Source organism: Corynebacterium lehmanniae (assembly GCF_043161975.1).
Lineage (GTDB): Bacteria > Actinomycetota > Actinomycetes > Mycobacteriales > Mycobacteriaceae > Corynebacterium > Corynebacterium lehmanniae.
Genome location: NZ_CP170998.1, coordinates 216258 through 229941, shown reverse-complemented (window position 1 = coordinate 229941; position 13684 = coordinate 216258). Strand labels below are relative to the sequence as shown.

The 13684-nt window shown below is 62.4% G+C and carries 14 protein-coding genes; 6 read left to right on the top strand and 8 right to left on the bottom strand.

Annotated elements, in window-relative coordinates; translation table 11 throughout:
- The first annotated feature begins 2 nt into the window (after positions 1-2).
- The 6 genes from ACF3NP_RS01130 to ACF3NP_RS01105 all read left to right on the top strand — a co-directional run bounded on the left by ACF3NP_RS01130 (position 3) and on the right by ACF3NP_RS01105 (position 5692).
- On the top strand, positions 3-1001 hold the full coding sequence (locus ACF3NP_RS01130) for a hypothetical protein (RefSeq protein WP_181888925.1): 999 nt from the start codon (positions 3-5) through the stop codon (positions 999-1001).
- A 122-nt stretch (positions 1002-1123) separates the two neighbouring features.
- Positions 1124-1468 (top strand): pentapeptide repeat-containing protein, encoded by a 345-nt coding sequence (locus ACF3NP_RS01125; protein ID WP_181888926.1) that lies wholly within the window; start codon positions 1124-1126, stop codon positions 1466-1468.
- Positions 1469-2136: 668 nt separating this feature from the next.
- A complete protein-coding gene (istA, locus tag ACF3NP_RS01120) occupies positions 2137-3777 on the top strand; it encodes an IS21 family transposase (RefSeq protein ID WP_181888927.1) in 1641 nt (546 codons plus the stop codon).
- A gap of 3 nt (positions 3778-3780) precedes the next feature.
- The gene (locus ACF3NP_RS01115; RefSeq protein WP_070771239.1) at positions 3781-4548 is read left to right on the top strand and encodes an ATP-binding protein; all 768 of its coding nucleotides are present in this window, start codon (positions 3781-3783) and stop codon (positions 4546-4548) included.
- A 270-nt stretch (positions 4549-4818) separates the two neighbouring features.
- Positions 4819-5244 (top strand): YjdF family protein, encoded by a 426-nt coding sequence (locus tag ACF3NP_RS01110; RefSeq protein WP_236883416.1) that lies wholly within the window; start codon positions 4819-4821, stop codon positions 5242-5244.
- A gap of 208 nt (positions 5245-5452) precedes the next feature.
- Positions 5453-5692 (top strand): hypothetical protein, encoded by a 240-nt coding sequence (locus tag ACF3NP_RS01105; protein ID WP_181888928.1) that lies wholly within the window; start codon positions 5453-5455, stop codon positions 5690-5692.
- 21 nt (positions 5693-5713) lie between these two features.
- On the opposite strand, the gene proB is transcribed toward ACF3NP_RS01105, so the two are convergent.
- From proB to ACF3NP_RS01065, 8 genes are all read right to left on the bottom strand, one after another.
- The gene (gene proB, locus ACF3NP_RS01100) at positions 5714-6829 is read right to left on the bottom strand and encodes a glutamate 5-kinase (protein WP_181888929.1); all 1116 of its coding nucleotides are present in this window, start codon (positions 6827-6829) and stop codon (positions 5714-5716) included.
- Between the two features lie 36 nt (positions 6830-6865).
- A complete protein-coding gene (gene obgE / locus ACF3NP_RS01095) occupies positions 6866-8371 on the bottom strand; it encodes a GTPase ObgE (protein ID WP_181888930.1) in 1506 nt (501 codons plus the stop codon).
- Positions 8372-8463: 92 nt separating this feature from the next.
- Entirely contained in the window at positions 8464-8808 is a 345-nt protein-coding gene (rpmA, locus tag ACF3NP_RS01090; RefSeq protein WP_181888931.1) for a 50S ribosomal protein L27, read from the bottom strand.
- Positions 8809-8829: 21 nt separating this feature from the next.
- The gene (gene rplU / locus ACF3NP_RS01085; protein ID WP_181888932.1) at positions 8830-9135 is read right to left on the bottom strand and encodes a 50S ribosomal protein L21; all 306 of its coding nucleotides are present in this window, start codon (positions 9133-9135) and stop codon (positions 8830-8832) included.
- Between the two features lie 185 nt (positions 9136-9320).
- Positions 9321-12062, bottom strand: a complete 2742-nt coding sequence (locus ACF3NP_RS01080; protein WP_181888933.1) for a translation initiation factor IF-2 N-terminal domain-containing protein — start codon at positions 12060-12062, stop codon at positions 9321-9323.
- A gap of 172 nt (positions 12063-12234) precedes the next feature.
- Positions 12235-12792: a TetR family transcriptional regulator gene (locus tag ACF3NP_RS01075; RefSeq protein WP_181888934.1), complete on the bottom strand. Its 558-nt coding sequence runs from the start codon at positions 12790-12792 to the stop codon at positions 12235-12237.
- 137 nt (positions 12793-12929) lie between these two features.
- On the bottom strand, positions 12930-13340 hold the full coding sequence (ndk, locus tag ACF3NP_RS01070; RefSeq protein WP_034998207.1) for a nucleoside-diphosphate kinase: 411 nt from the start codon (positions 13338-13340) through the stop codon (positions 12930-12932).
- Positions 13341-13368: 28 nt separating this feature from the next.
- Entirely contained in the window at positions 13369-13674 is a 306-nt protein-coding gene (locus ACF3NP_RS01065; RefSeq protein ID WP_181888935.1) for a hypothetical protein, read from the bottom strand.
- Positions 13675-13684 lie beyond the last annotated feature (10 nt).

The window sequence follows — 13684 nt, the reverse complement described above, 5'->3', positions numbered from 1 at the left end:
CCATGCGTTCTCTCATCCTGAGACTTCTCGCCATTTTGCTCGCAATCGTATTTGCAGCCGGTGCGGCAGACCTTGTAATTGCCAAACGTGCGGGATTATCCCCGATTGACAGGCGGGCTCTCGAGGAGTTCCAAACACTCGCCGACACCCCGCAACTGTGGCGCGACGTCGACGTAGTGTCACACCCGTTCGTCCTCATGAGCAAAGACTCCGGATTCAGCTATCTCGTCACAAACGAGCCAGTATCGTCGCCGTTTGCCGAGCCGATTCCTGCACCGGCGGCAGAAGGTTTCCACGTATACCGGCTTGCACGCCTTTACCCGCAGCTGCTGCCAACATGGTTGCTCGGTGGCAACTTCACCACTATCGGTCACCCCAAACGAGTGCTCGGTCAGGATTCCTATTACGTGAAGTTCGGCGAGCACAGCTTCGACGTTCCAAACTCTTCTGAGCACTTCATCACTTTCCTCGCACACGAGGCTTTCCATTTCTACGGGCAGGAGAACTGGAGCATGGATCCGGGTCCGCTTGGTCAGCCAGATCTTGCTTTGCTGGAAGAAGAGCTCGTGCTTTTCGACGAAATACGCGCCGAAACCAGCCCAAGCCGCCTCAGAGACTTAGCCCACGGGCTGTTGGCTATTGAGATGCGCCGACTCGCTGCCGACCCGGAGTACGTCGCCGCTGAACGCTGGAAGGCAACGATCGAAGGCACAGCAACATACGTTGGGATCAAAGCTTTGGAAATAAAGGCCCTTACACTATCGTGTCGCAGTGGACGGATAAAAATGGAAAGCTGGTTTACTTTCGGGAAAAGGCTCGGGCGAAAAACCAGAACAAACACGGTCTATCCATTCGTGCTTCACAAGCTTCAACAAAATATGCGCCAAAAATTAAGCGCTCCGGCGACCGCTATGAATATCGCCTGCCCATGGATCATATTTCCTGCTCAGGTTGGGGACCTTTTAAGAAGTGCCGGAAAGTTGAAACCACAGACATATTAACGGTGGTTGGTTTCAACAAGATAAGGGACGGCAAACCTTACGGAGTTGTAACCACTCACTGCCTTGGCTACCAAGGCCGTTGCCCGCAATGGATTATCAATTCACCGCAGATTAAATAGCAAATGTACAAAACGATGCCTCAATCGTGGGCCACGGAGCTCGCTGGGGAAGACATTTCCGGGAAAGATATGTCCAACTATGACCTGACGGATATCAATCTCGAAGGAAGCATATGCAAAGGATGCTCGTTTCGCGGCTCCATGGTGGCATGGGCTAACTTGAAATCGGCAGATTTCACCGACGCAGATTTTACGAACGCAATTCTTAGCGAGTCAGACCTTCGTGGAGCGACATTAACGCGCGCGAATTTTACGAACGCATATCTGGTACCTGTTACCGCCAGTCCAAGGCAATTCTCTGAATGTACAGGTTTGGATGCAAGTAATGCGATACTTTATAGCCCCTGATTGCGCCTACACGAATTCCGTTCAAGCCCTACGGTGTATCGGGTGTTGAAAAACGCATAGATACGGCGCGGCGTGCGGGTGAATATACGCCCCACGGTGATTGCTGTATGGCAGGCTATATGCTTAGGCATATGGCACGACATACGCTAAAGCATATGTTATAGCGTATGTTCACCGAAACGTGGCTTTACCTGTTGGTTCTTTCATTGAGGCGGGCTCCGAAAATGCCAGTCCACAGGGCGAGTAGTCCCAGCGACGCAATAAGTGCGGTAAGAATTAGCGGCAGCTCTGCGAGGTTGAAGATGAGATAAGCGCCCAGGATCATTGCCACGCTGGTTCCGCCTCCAATCGCGGCGACTCGCATACGGTCTTGGGGCTGTTCGCGGCGGATGGTCTGGACGGCCAAGACGGTGGCACACACCAGCGCAGCCAAGACAATAACTATGTACAGTCCTCTTCTCCTTTCGGTGCTGGCGCTTATCCTATCGGGAGGGTGTGCACGGTCTGCGTGCTGCATTTCCTCAGAATCAGGGTGTTACGCGGTCGTATCTAGTAACACCGTGGTGAGTATCGAGTAACGCATTGGTGAGCATCCAGTAACAGTCCGGGGGAGGATTCTGGTGACCGCGTGACTTCAGGGCACGCGGCGTTACCAGAGGAGTCTGATTGTGACTGACTACCGGGCGGTAATGGATCAAGTGCTCAAAGGCTGGTCTGTCCGCCAAATCTGTTCGAGTCTGCGGTGCTCGCACACCACGGTGCAAAAAGCACGCGATGCGCTGGTGGAACACAACATCACAACCCGTGAGCAACTTCGTGGGGTTGCGGATCATGAGCTGGTGGACTGGTTCGTCGACGGGCGCAGCCATGCTCAGGGCGATTTCGTCCCGATCGATTTCGACGCTGTCGCCAAGGCACGCACCGGGCGCAACAAGGTGACCCTGCAGGTACTGTGGGGCCGCTACACCGCACAGCCTGCGGACCCAGGCCAGCGGTATTACAGCTACGAGCGGTTTCGCCAGCTTGTGGCCCAACACGTTGATGCAGCTGGGCTGACCGCCAGGATCACCCATGCCCCAGGCCATACGATGCAGGTGGACTGGGCAGGCACAAAGATGCGGCTGTGTGACCCCACCGGCGGGCAAGGATCGAAGGTCAGTATCTTTGTCGCCTCGCTGCCGTATTCAGGCATGGTGTTCGCCTGCGCGTGCGCGGATGAGCGCCAGGACGCATGGCTTGCAGCTCATATCCGCGCGTTTGAGTACTTCGGCGGGGTTGCCGAGGTCATCGTGCCAGATAACGCCTCGACAGCCTCGAACGCGATTAGTGCCGCGGACAAAAATCGTCGGGTCAACTCCACCTACGAGGAGTTTTTGGAGCACTACAACACCGCCGCATTGCCGGCTCGGGCGAAACGACCCAAAGACAAGGCCAGCGTCGAAGCCGCAGTCAAGATCGTCACCCAAAACGTCATCCACGCACTCGATGGCCACCAGTGCGTCGGGATAGACGAGCTCAACGCGAAAATCACCGCCCTGGTCGATGGGATCAACGCTGCCACGCCGTTTCGCGGCAATGCGACGAGCAGACGCGCATTGTTTGATCAGTTCGAACGCGACGTGCTCACCGCGCTGCCTGCAACACCGTGGCAGCGCACCGAATGGAAACGCGCCAAAGTCGCACCCAATTTCCACATCAGAGTGCACAACGCGCATTACTCGGTACCGCACCAGCTGGTGGGCCGCACCGTGGATGTGCGCATCACCGGTGACAGTCTCGCCGTCTTCGACGCCGGGCAGCGTGTGGCCAGACACCAACTCGCGCGTGCCCGCGGGGTGTATGTCACCGACACCGACCACATACCGGCGAACCTGGGTGATACCCGTGGGTTGTGGACAAGTGAGTACTTCCTGCGCGAAGCCTCCAAGATCGGGCCGGCCACACGCCAGGTGATTGCCGAGCTCATCGAAGCTAAAGCGATCCCTGCCCAGGCGTACCAAGCGTGCCGCAACGTGCTCAACATGGGCAAACACGCCAACAAGCCAATCCTCGAAGATGCCTGCAGACGTTTGGTGTCCACCGACGGCAGAAGGCGTGCTGTGTCGTATACCGCGGTGAAAAACATGATGGCCGCCGTGCGCAAAGACACCTCCACACGACCTACAGGTGCTGACCTGCCAATCGATCAATTAACCGGCAGACCCGCTGACGGTGCGCCTGCCCCGTCAGCGCGTGACACCCGCGGCGCCTACCTCGGTGGTGCTGCCCAGTTCAGCCTCGAAAACCTCACCAAGAAAGGATCTGCATAACCCATGCCCCACCCGCAACCAGCATCATCATCCGCCCGCTTCCTCGACGAATCAGTCCTGCCGATCTTTACCGATCTACGCATGACCGCCTTCGGACAAAGCGTCATCGACATCGCCGCCGATCCCGCATTCGACGACTGGAGCTTCTCCGACAAAGTGCTCTACGCACTCGATAAAGAGGTAGCGGCCAAGCGTGAGAGGCGAGTCAACAAACTGCTCAAAGCATCCCGATCGCCAAATCCCGATGCTTGTATCGAAGACATCACCTACACGCCCGGCCGCACCATCAACAAAGAGCAAATCACCCGACTCGCTCACTGCCAATGGTGCCAAAGCGCACAAAACATTGTCATCCTGGGCAAATCCTCCGTCGGCAAAACCTACCTCGCCCAAGCACTACTCACCGCGGCGTGCAGAAATGACTACTCCGCACGCTTCTTCCGCACCGACACACTCGCCAACCACCTCGCCGTGCTCAAACACGACGACCCAGCCCGCATCACGTTCCTCGAAGACCTACACAACACAGACGTGTTAGTCCTCGACGACTTCCTCACCACCCCAATCGATGCCGCCACCGCACACCAACTGCTCAATATCCTCGCAGAACGCGAACCCCGCGGATCGACCATCGTGACATCCCAGTTCACACCCGACGAGTGGTACAAATCCATCCCCGACGCCGTCATCGCCGAGTCAATACTCAACCGACTCGTCGCCGGCGCCGAAATCATCACACTCGAAGGCACCAACATGCGACTGACCCAATAACCCCCGCTACCAACCTAAACGCCCGGGTGTTACTCGATACTCACCCGGGCGTTACCCGAAACTCACCACACCGTTACTAAACACGTGGTCTAAACATCAGGGTGTGTTAGTGTTACCTCCCGTAAGATCCTGATGCGCGAAACGCACAGTCTCAGTAGGAAGTCTGAGCGATAGCACTAGCCAGTTCTATCCGTCGCTTTAGCTCTTGCGCTCATTAGAGCTAAGGAATCCAGCGTCGTCAGGTCCGCTTTAGCGTACCTGGAGACAACTTTGCCTGCTCAATTCACCCTTTTTCACGATGGTCAGTTTTGGTGCGGAGTCTACGAGACTTCCAGTAACAACCAACTCCGCGCCGTCCGAGTAGTTTTCGGCCCAGAGCCTAATAACGCCGAACTTTATGAGTGGCTGCTCGTCAATGGTTCTTCCCTAGTCAAACGGGCCCATCGTTCCGTACCTATACCTGGCGCTATTGAAGAGCCACAGCGAGGAAATCCCAAACGCCTGCAGCGGAAAGTCAATAAAGAGCAACGCAAGACCTCAGGGGTGTCCTCGAAAGCCCAAGAAGCAACAAAATTAAATTTTGAATTAGCTAACGCAAACAAAAAGAAAGCTTCTCGGATCGCTCGGCGCGAGAAAGCGCAACGGAAATTTCAGATCCGTGCCGCTAAAAAGAAGGCCAAACATAAAGGCAAGTAGTCGAAGGCGTCAAAGCGAAGTTGCCATACAGCGAGAGCAAAGCTGTGTAGGCGTGAGTCAACTTATGCGCACGTACGCTCCCCGCTATATGCCTACAAGGACAAAGGGTGCCCCTAGCCTAGTGAGGGACGCGTCAACTCGGAAGATTTACATCGTTTGAGCTTGGCGTTTCCCTCCTTCCGAAGCCGTCGGATACGACTTCGGACCTATGTACTTCGACAACACCGCACACGCGCCGTTTTCAGAAATAGTGCCGTTCTACCAGTCAGGGCAGCTCGACGAAGGCTTTCTCGCCGGCCGGATGCCATACGAAACAGGAGCGCAACTCGCACTACTCCTCGATGCGCTGGACCCTGCCCAAAACTGGCAGTACTACCTCAATGGTCAAAGCCCGAATGAGAAGCGAACACTCATCGACGCCCTTGAACACACCCTCCAGGTGCACTGAAACTTCACTTACGGCTACCCCCTACAACCTGGAGGCGTAGTTGCTCAGGTAGTCGGCGTGGACGACTGGGCGGCGTTGGTGTTCGGGCAGCTCGTCGGAGTGGCGGCCGCACATCGTGGCAAGCTCCGCGGCGTCGTACGCCACTTCCCCGCGACCAATAGCTTCGGAGTCCGGCCCAAGGATCTCCACAATGTCGCCTGCATGGAACTCGCCTTGGATCCCGGTAATCCCCACTGCGAGCAGGCTCGTGCCGCCGCGGGTCACGGCCTCGACGGCGCCCTTGTCCAAGCGCAGCACGCCCTCAGCGTCCGCTGCGTAGAGGGCCCAAAACTTCCAGGCGTTGAGTTTGCTCTCCGGACGAGTGTGGAACACGGTGCCCACCTGCGCGTTTTCGAGCGCGTCCTCGATCTTCTCCGTGGCGGTAAGCAGCACCGGCACGCCGCCGCGGGTGGCTAGGCGCGCGGCCGAGACCTTCGCCGCCATGCCGCCGGTGCCGAACACACCCCCGTCGCCGGCTTCGACGTCGGTGAGGTCGTTGCCGGAGCGGACTTCGTCGAGAAGCTTCGCCCCTGGATCGGACGGGTTTTTGTCGTAGAGGCCGTCCACATCCGACAGCAGCACCAGCGCATCCGCCGACACAAGGGTGGCCACGATGGCGGAGAGGCGGTCGTTGTCGCCGAAGCGCATCTCGGAGGTGGCCACCGTGTCGTTCTCGTTGACAATCGGCACCGCCCCCATCTGCCGCAGCCGGTCGATGGTGCGCTGCGCGTTGCGGGCGCGCTCGCGGGACCCGGCGTCGCTTTGTGTGAGCAGCACCTGGCCGATCGTGCGGCCGTAGCGCGCAAACGAGGCACCCCACACCTGCGCGAGGTGGATCTGCCCCACCGACGCGGCCGCCTGCTTGGTGGCCAGATCGCGCGGGCGTGCCTTCAGCCCCAGCGGCCCCATGCCCGCCGCGATGGCGCCCGAGGAAACCACGACCACTTCGGAACCGCGCACGATGCGGTGTTCAATAGCGTCCACGATGCGGTCGATCTTCGCCGGATCCAGCTCGCCTGCGGCATTGACCAGGGAACTCGTGCCTAGCTTGACCACAATGCGGCGGGCGGAGGCGATCGTTTGGCGAAGCGTTGTCATACGCGGAAAGTCTACGCCTGTGGCTAACCCGCGGCCCTAGCCCTGCCAGCGCTCGCGGTCGGCTTCTTCGCCGGTGCCGTAGTCGTACTCGTCGATAAGCCCACGGCGGGCCTGCGACGCACGCTTGCGCTCCGCCGCGGAAGTGCGGTCCGTGCCGCCCAGGCGCGCGTCCTGGCCGCGGCCGGCAAGCGTCGGGTCGCCGCCGATGGACGGTTCCCAGTCGAACGAGATCTCGCCGATGGTCACCGTGTCGCCCTCGTGGGCGCCGGCCTTGCGAAGCATGTCTTCCACGCCTGCCTTGTTCAGGCGGTCCGACAGGTAGCCGACGGCCTCGTCGTTTTCGAAGTCCGTCTGGCGCACCCAACGCTCCACCTTCTCGCCGGTGACCAGCCACCCTTCCGGGTACATGGGGTCGCGCACGACCTCCACGCCCCCATCGTCGTGGCGGCGGCCGATGAGTTTGGGGCGGATGACCTGTGGCTCGTCGATAGGCATCGTGCGCCGCTGCTTGCGAGTGCGTTTGACGATGTCCCACAGCGCCCACTTCAGCTCGTCCAGGCCTTCGCGGGTGGCGGTGGAGATCATGTACACCGGCCAGCCGAACTTCTCCTCGATGTCCGCGCGCAGGAACTCAGCGAGCTCCTTCGCCTCCGGGATGTCCATCTTGTTCAGCACCACCAGACGGGGACGCTCGCGCAGGTCGCCAAGGCCGGAGTCCATGTCCAGGGCGTCGGCGTAGGTGTCCAGCTCATGCTCGAGGGCCTCGATGTCGGAGATCGGGTCGCGGCCCGGCTCCATCGTCGCCACATCAACGATGTGCGCGAGCACCGCGGTGCGCTCAATGTGGCGCAGGAAATCCAGGCCGAGGCCTTTGCCTTCGCTCGCGCCCGGGATCAGGCCGGGCACATCCGCGATGGTGAACGTGTCGTGGCCGACGTTGACCACGCCCAGGTTCGGCGCAAGCGTGGTGAACGGGTAGTCCGCGATCTTCGGCTTCGCGGCAGAAACCACGGAAATGAGGGACGACTTGCCTGCCGACGGGAACCCGACCAGGCCCACATCCGCCATCGACTTCAGCTCCAGGATCAGGTCGTGCGCCTCCCCCGGCTCGCCTTTCAGCGCGAAACCGGGGGCTTTGCGCTTCGCCGTCGCCAAGGCGGCGTTGCCCAGGCCGCCGAAGCCGCCCTCGGCCGCGATGAAGCGGGTGCCCGGGACGGTGAGATCCGCGAGCACCTCGCCGTCCTCGCTGCGCACCACCGTGCCCACCGGCACCTCCAGCACGAGATCTTCGCCGCGGGCGCCGTTGCGCCAGTCGCCGGCGCCGTTCGCGCCGCGCTGCGACTTGATGTGCGGGCGGTACTGGAAGTCCAGCAGGGTGTGGACCTGGGTGGACACCTCAAGCACGATGTCGCCGCCGTGCCCGCCGTTGCCGCCGTCCGGGCCACCGAGCGGTTTGAACTTCTCGCGGTGGACGGACGCGCAGCCGTGGCCGCCGTCGCCTGCTTGCAGGTGCAGGGTTGCGCGATCAACGAATTGGGCCATGGTGGGTTTTCCCGCCTTTCTTTAGGACACGGACGATGATATGCAAAAAGCGCCGTCGGCCCGAATGGACCGGCGGCGCCTACGCTTCGCGGTTACGCGGTGGCGGTTGCCTCTTCGGCGGTGCCTTCGTCGACAACGCCTGCTGCCTCGGCCTGCTCGAGGACCTCGGAAGCGACGCCCTGGCCGTCGGCCGGGACGATGTTGACGATGCGGCGCTTACGCTTGATGCCGAACTGGACGGAGCCTGCGGTCAGTGCGAACAGCGTGTCGTCGCCACCGCGGCCGACGTTGTCGCCCGGGTGGAACTTGGTGCCGCGCTGACGGACGAGGATCTCGCCGGCCTTGACCTGCTGGCCACCGAAGCGCTTCACACCGAGGCGCTTGGACTCAGAGTCACGACCGTTCGAGGAGCTGGATGCACCCTTCTTGTGTGCCATTGTTCAAATTCTCCTATGTGTTTACTTGATGCCGGTGATCTTGACGGTGGTCTGCTGCTGGCGGTGGCCCTGGCGAACCTTGTAGCCGGTCTTGTTCTTGTACTTCAGAATGTCGACCTTCTTGCCCTTGCCGTGCTCGACGATCTCTGCGGTCACGTTGACCTTGGACAGTGCGTCTGCGCCGGAGGTGACGTCTGCGCCATCTACGAGAAGGATCGGGGTGAGTTCGACCTTGTCGCCTGCTTCACCCTCAAGCTTCTCGACCTTGACGAGGTCGCCCTCGGCAACCTTGTACTGCTTGCCGCCGGTCTTGACGATCGCGTACATAGAGGGTTACCCCTTATCTCTACTCGCCCGCCCCCTGCATGCTCGGAGGCGGAAATGGAACAGTTTGAGCGTTTCGGGGCCGATGGTGAGCCTGCCGTGCCCGCATGCGTAGGCAACGAGGCGGCACGCCCCGAAACAGCGACTCGGCAAGACTACACCGGCACCTTGCGCTTTACCAAACCGCGTTAGCTGCTGCGGCGTGTGGCGCGCCTGCGTCCGCGCCGCGGAGAAGCCTTTGCTTCTCGACGGCGCTCCGCCTGCCCCTCTTCCTTCTTCGGCCTTTCCTTCTCGGCCGCGCGGGCGTTGGCGGCTGCGGCGGACGTGGCGTTGGACTTGCGCACCGCGCGGCGGCGGCCCCGGCGGCCCGCCGCCGGCTTCTCCTTTTCTGCCGGCTCAACCTTCTTGGCATCCGAGTCGGCTGCTGCTGCGGTGGTCTCCTCGGCGGCATCCGGGTAGTCCTCGCGGCGCGGGCGGTGATCCGAACGGGAGTTGCCGCGGGTGCGGCGCTTGCGGCGCGGCGAGTTGTCGAACTCGTCCACCGCCTCCTCGAAGCTCTGCTGCGGGGTGTCCTGCGTGTCCGCCGGGCGCTCGTCGCGCTGCTCCTGCGCGTCCATTTGGTCCGTCCGGTCCGTCTGGGGGCCGCGCCCACGGTTGCCTCCGCGGCGGCCGCGGCGGCGCGAGGAACGGCGGCGCGGCTCGGAGCTGTCGTTGTCGACGTCGGAATCCGCAGCGTCAGCGGAGTCGCTGTCGTCGCTGAAGATCGAGTTGAGCAGGTTGTCCATCTCGTCTTCGTTGAGTTGCTTGCGCTTGGAGCGGCGCGAACCGCGCGACGGCTGCTCGTCGCGGCCCGAGTCTCGCCCGGTGTCGTGCTCCGCCTCGGCGGGCTTGTTGCGGCCGCGGGAGGAGCGGTGCTCGTCGTCACGCGAACGGCGCTTGGAGCGTTCTTCGCGCCCGCGCTCGGAGTAGGGGTCGTGCTCGACGGGGTCGTCGGAGACGATGATGCCGCGGCCGCCGCAGCACTCGCACTCGGTGGAGAAGGTCTCCAGCAGGCCGTTGCCCAGGCGCTTGCGTGTCATCTGCACCAGGCCCAGGGAGGTGACCTCGGAGACCTGGTGGCGGGTGCGGTCGCGGCCGAGCGCCTCGTTCAGGCGGCGCAGCACGAGCTCCTGGTTTTCGGGCAGGATCATGTCGATGAAGTCGATGATGATCATGCCGCCGATGTCGCGCAGGCGGATCTGGCGCACGATCTCCTCGGCGGCCTCCAGGTTGTTGGAGGTGACCGTCTCCTCCAGCGAGCCGCCGGAGCCGGTGAATTTGCCGGTGTTGACGTCGATGACGGTCATGGCTTCGGTGCGGTCGATAACCAGGGTGCCGCCGGACGGCAGCCACACGGTGCGCGACAGCGCCTTCTGCAGCTGCTCGTCGATGCGGTGGACCTCGAAGGCGTCCTTGCCGTCGTGCTTCGAGCGGTCGAACTTCTCCAGGCGGTCCAGCAGGTCCGGGGCGACGGACTGCACGTAGGCGTGGACGGTGTTCCACGGCTTGCGCCCGTCGACGATGAGCGACGTAAAGTCCTCGTTGAACAGGTCGCGCACGACCTTGACCAGGATGTTCGGCTCCTCGTAGAGGGTGACCGGCTTCGCGCCCTTGGAGCTTTTCTCCTTTTCCGCCTGGTTCTGGATGGCGGTCCACTGGTTGTGCAGGCGATTCACGTCAGCCGCGATGGCCTCTTCCGGCACGTTCTCGGCTGCAGTGCGGATGATCGCCCCGCCCTTGCCGGGCACGACGTTGTTCAGGATCTCCTTCAGGCGCTTGCGCTCCGGCGCCGGCAGTTTGCGGGAGATGCCCGCGCTGCGGCCGCCCGGCACGTACACCAGGTAGCGGCCGGCCAGCGAGATCTGGGTGGTCAGGCGCGCGCCCTTGTGGCCGACTGGGTCCTTGGTCACCTGCACCAGCACCTGGTCGCCGGATTTCAGCGCCTGCTCGATGCGGCGCGAACGCCCGCCCAGCCCGGCGGATTTCCAGTCCACCTCGGAGGCGTAGAGCACGCCGTTGCGGCCCTGCCCAATGTCGATGAACGCGGCCTCCATGCTGGACAGCACGTTCTGCACGCGACCGAGGTAGATGTTGCCGATCATGGAGGACTGGCTTTCGGCGGTGACAAAGTGCTCCACCAGCAGCCCGTCCTCGAGCACGCCGACCTGGGTGATCTTGCCGTGGCCGTCGTGGCGGTCGCGCTCGCGCACCACCATGTGACGCTCCACGGACTCGCGGCGCGCCAAAAACTCCGCCTGGCTGACAATGCGGGAGCGTTTGCGCTGCTCCTCACGCTTCTCGGTGCGGCGGCGGCGCTGCGCCTCTAGGCGCGAGGAGCCCTTGATCGCCTTCGGCTCTTCGATGACTTCGGGCTCTTGCTTATCGACGTCCTCCGGCGAAGCCTCGTCGTCAGGCTTGGGCTCCTTCTCCTCGCTCGGGGCAGCCTGGCGGGTGGCGCGGCGGCGCTTGCGCTCCGGGGCCTTGAAGACGGGTGCGCGGTTGGTGGTCTCCTCCGGCACGGGGGTGATCTCCGGCTCAACGTCGGTCAGCGGGCCCTCGCGCAGGTCCGCCTCGACCTTTTCCTCGATCTGGTGGATCTCGTTTTCCACGTCCTTGCGCACGCGCTGGCGGATCTTCTCATCCGCGGCATCGTCGGTGGTCTCGTCGTCGGTGGTGTCGGTGGCGGCGGCGTTCGCGAGGGCGTCGAGAAGCTGCTCGCTCTCAGCGCGCGTCAGCGTGGACTGCGCAACCTTGACCACGCCGAGCTCCGACAGCGCGACGACGAGCTCTTTCGACGGCACGCCGAGGGCCTTCGCCAGGGCGAACACGCGGGTTTTCTCCGCCAGCTGGGAGCGGTCGAACTCGGCGTAAATGTTTTTGTGACCAGCCAATGTGCGTCACTCTCCAATTTTGCTCAGCCGCAACCCGCCGGGGTGGGCCGGGCGCTGGCAAAACGGTGCCGAAGCGGCCGCGCGGCGAACCCCACGGTGCGGTACATGTGAAAGTTTCCTAGCGTCGCGTCGCGGCGCTTGCGCTCCCCATTGTGGCACAGCGGGGCAGTGTTTACTTCTCGGCCAGTCGCAGAAGGTCGGCCACCGCGGCCACGGGGGCGTTCTCGTGGGATTCAGTCAGTGCGGTGCCCACCACGATCTGCAGCACACGCGCGGCGTTGAAATCCACGCCGGCGCGCTGCAGCAGCTGGGAGATGAGCTCCTTCAGTTCGCTGAGGGTGCGGCCGACAAAGTCGCCGACCTCGCCGGTTTCGCGCTGCGCCTCCACAAACGCTGAGATCACGGCGCGCGCCCGCTCCGGCTGGCCGCACGTCACCACCGCGACGGCCGCCTCCGCCAGGTTCACAGGGTCTGTCAACGCCTCACCCTCGGCGGTTGCGCGTTCGAACGCGTCACGGCGGCCCTGCTCCAGCCGTTCGAAGCAGGTAGCCACAAGTTTGTCGCGCGTGGAGTAGTAGTAGCCGATGGATCCCACCGGCACCGACGCCGCCGCAGCGACCTGGCGGTGCGTCACCCCTTTGAGTCCCTCCGAAAGCAGCAGACCGATCGCCGCATCCAGGATCGCAGAGCGCTTCTCCACCGCTCGTGCCTGTTCGCTGCGAGATGCCACCACCATCTCCCTTTCTCACTATGCGGATTACATGCGACTCTATTTATACAACAATTGATCCCGCGTGATTTTAATTCCCCCCGCCCAAGGCGTGAAAAACACCGCAGCCGGGTGGCTGCGGTGTTGGCTACGTGCACTTAGAGGTTCGGGAACCAAATGCCGATCTCGCGCTCGGCGGACTCCGGCGAGTCGGAACCGTGGACGACGTTCTCCGCCACGGACAGCGCGAAGTCGCCGCGGATGGTGCCCGGGGTGGCCTTGGCAACCGGGTCGGTGCCGCCGGCCAGCTGGCGCCACGCCTCGATGGCGCGCTCGCCCTCGACGATGCCGGCGACCAGCGGAGCGGAGGTGATGAAGTCCACCAACTCGCCGAAGAACGGCTTGTCCTTGTGCTCTGCGTAGTGCTTCTCAGCGGTCTCGCGGTCTGCGGTGCGCAGGTCCAGCTCCACCAGCTTCAGGCCCTTGCGCTCGATGCGGGAGATGATGTCGCCGACGTGGCCGTTTGCAACACCGTCGGGCTTGATCAGGATCAGAGTACGTTCAGTCATAGCCCAAAATCTTACCCCAAAGTCGTATTTACGCCTCGCGCACGATGCGCGCCGCGTCTTCCGGCGTGGTGTTGCGGAACCACAGCTGCACCTGCTGCACCGCTAGCTGGAAGTTGCCCTCCGCCTTCATGCGGTTGACGGTGGCGCGCTGCTCGTCGTCAAGCTCGGGCGCAATCTCCTCGCGGCGCGTGTATTGCTCGTAAAACCCGAGCACCAAAAACAGCCCGGCGGCGATGATCGCCGCGGTGCCCACCCACCCGGGCAGGGTGGTGTAGACGGCCACCACCGCGACGATGGAGAACACGGCGGCCAGGGCGAAACTCACGATGCGCATGGGCCATACC

Bases quoted from the DNA above. Each gene is read 5' to 3' on its own strand.
- ACF3NP_RS01130 (WP_181888925.1), top strand. From the start codon at position 3: ATGCGTTCTCTCATCCTGAGACTTCTCGCCATTTTGCTCGCAATCGTA.
- ACF3NP_RS01125 (WP_181888926.1), top strand. From the start codon at position 1,124: ATGTACAAAACGATGCCTCAATCGTGGGCCACGGAGCTCGCTGGGGAA.
- ACF3NP_RS01115 (WP_070771239.1), top strand. From the start codon at position 3,781: ATGCCCCACCCGCAACCAGCATCATCATCCGCCCGCTTCCTCGACGAA.
- ACF3NP_RS01105 (WP_181888928.1), top strand. From the start codon at position 5,453: ATGTACTTCGACAACACCGCACACGCGCCGTTTTCAGAAATAGTGCCG.
- proB (WP_181888929.1), bottom strand. From the start codon at position 6,829: ATGACAACGCTTCGCCAAACGATCGCCTCCGCCCGCCGCATTGTGGTC.
- obgE (WP_181888930.1), bottom strand. From the start codon at position 8,371: ATGGCCCAATTCGTTGATCGCGCAACCCTGCACCTGCAAGCAGGCGAC.
- rpmA (WP_181888931.1), bottom strand. From the start codon at position 8,808: ATGGCACACAAGAAGGGTGCATCCAGCTCCTCGAACGGTCGTGACTCT.
- rplU (WP_181888932.1), bottom strand. From the start codon at position 9,135: ATGTACGCGATCGTCAAGACCGGCGGCAAGCAGTACAAGGTTGCCGAG.
- ndk (WP_034998207.1), bottom strand. From the start codon at position 13,340: ATGACTGAACGTACTCTGATCCTGATCAAGCCCGACGGTGTTGCAAAC.
- ACF3NP_RS01065 (WP_181888935.1), bottom strand. From the start codon at position 13,674: ATGCGCATCGTGAGTTTCGCCCTGGCCGCCGTGTTCTCCATCGTCGCG.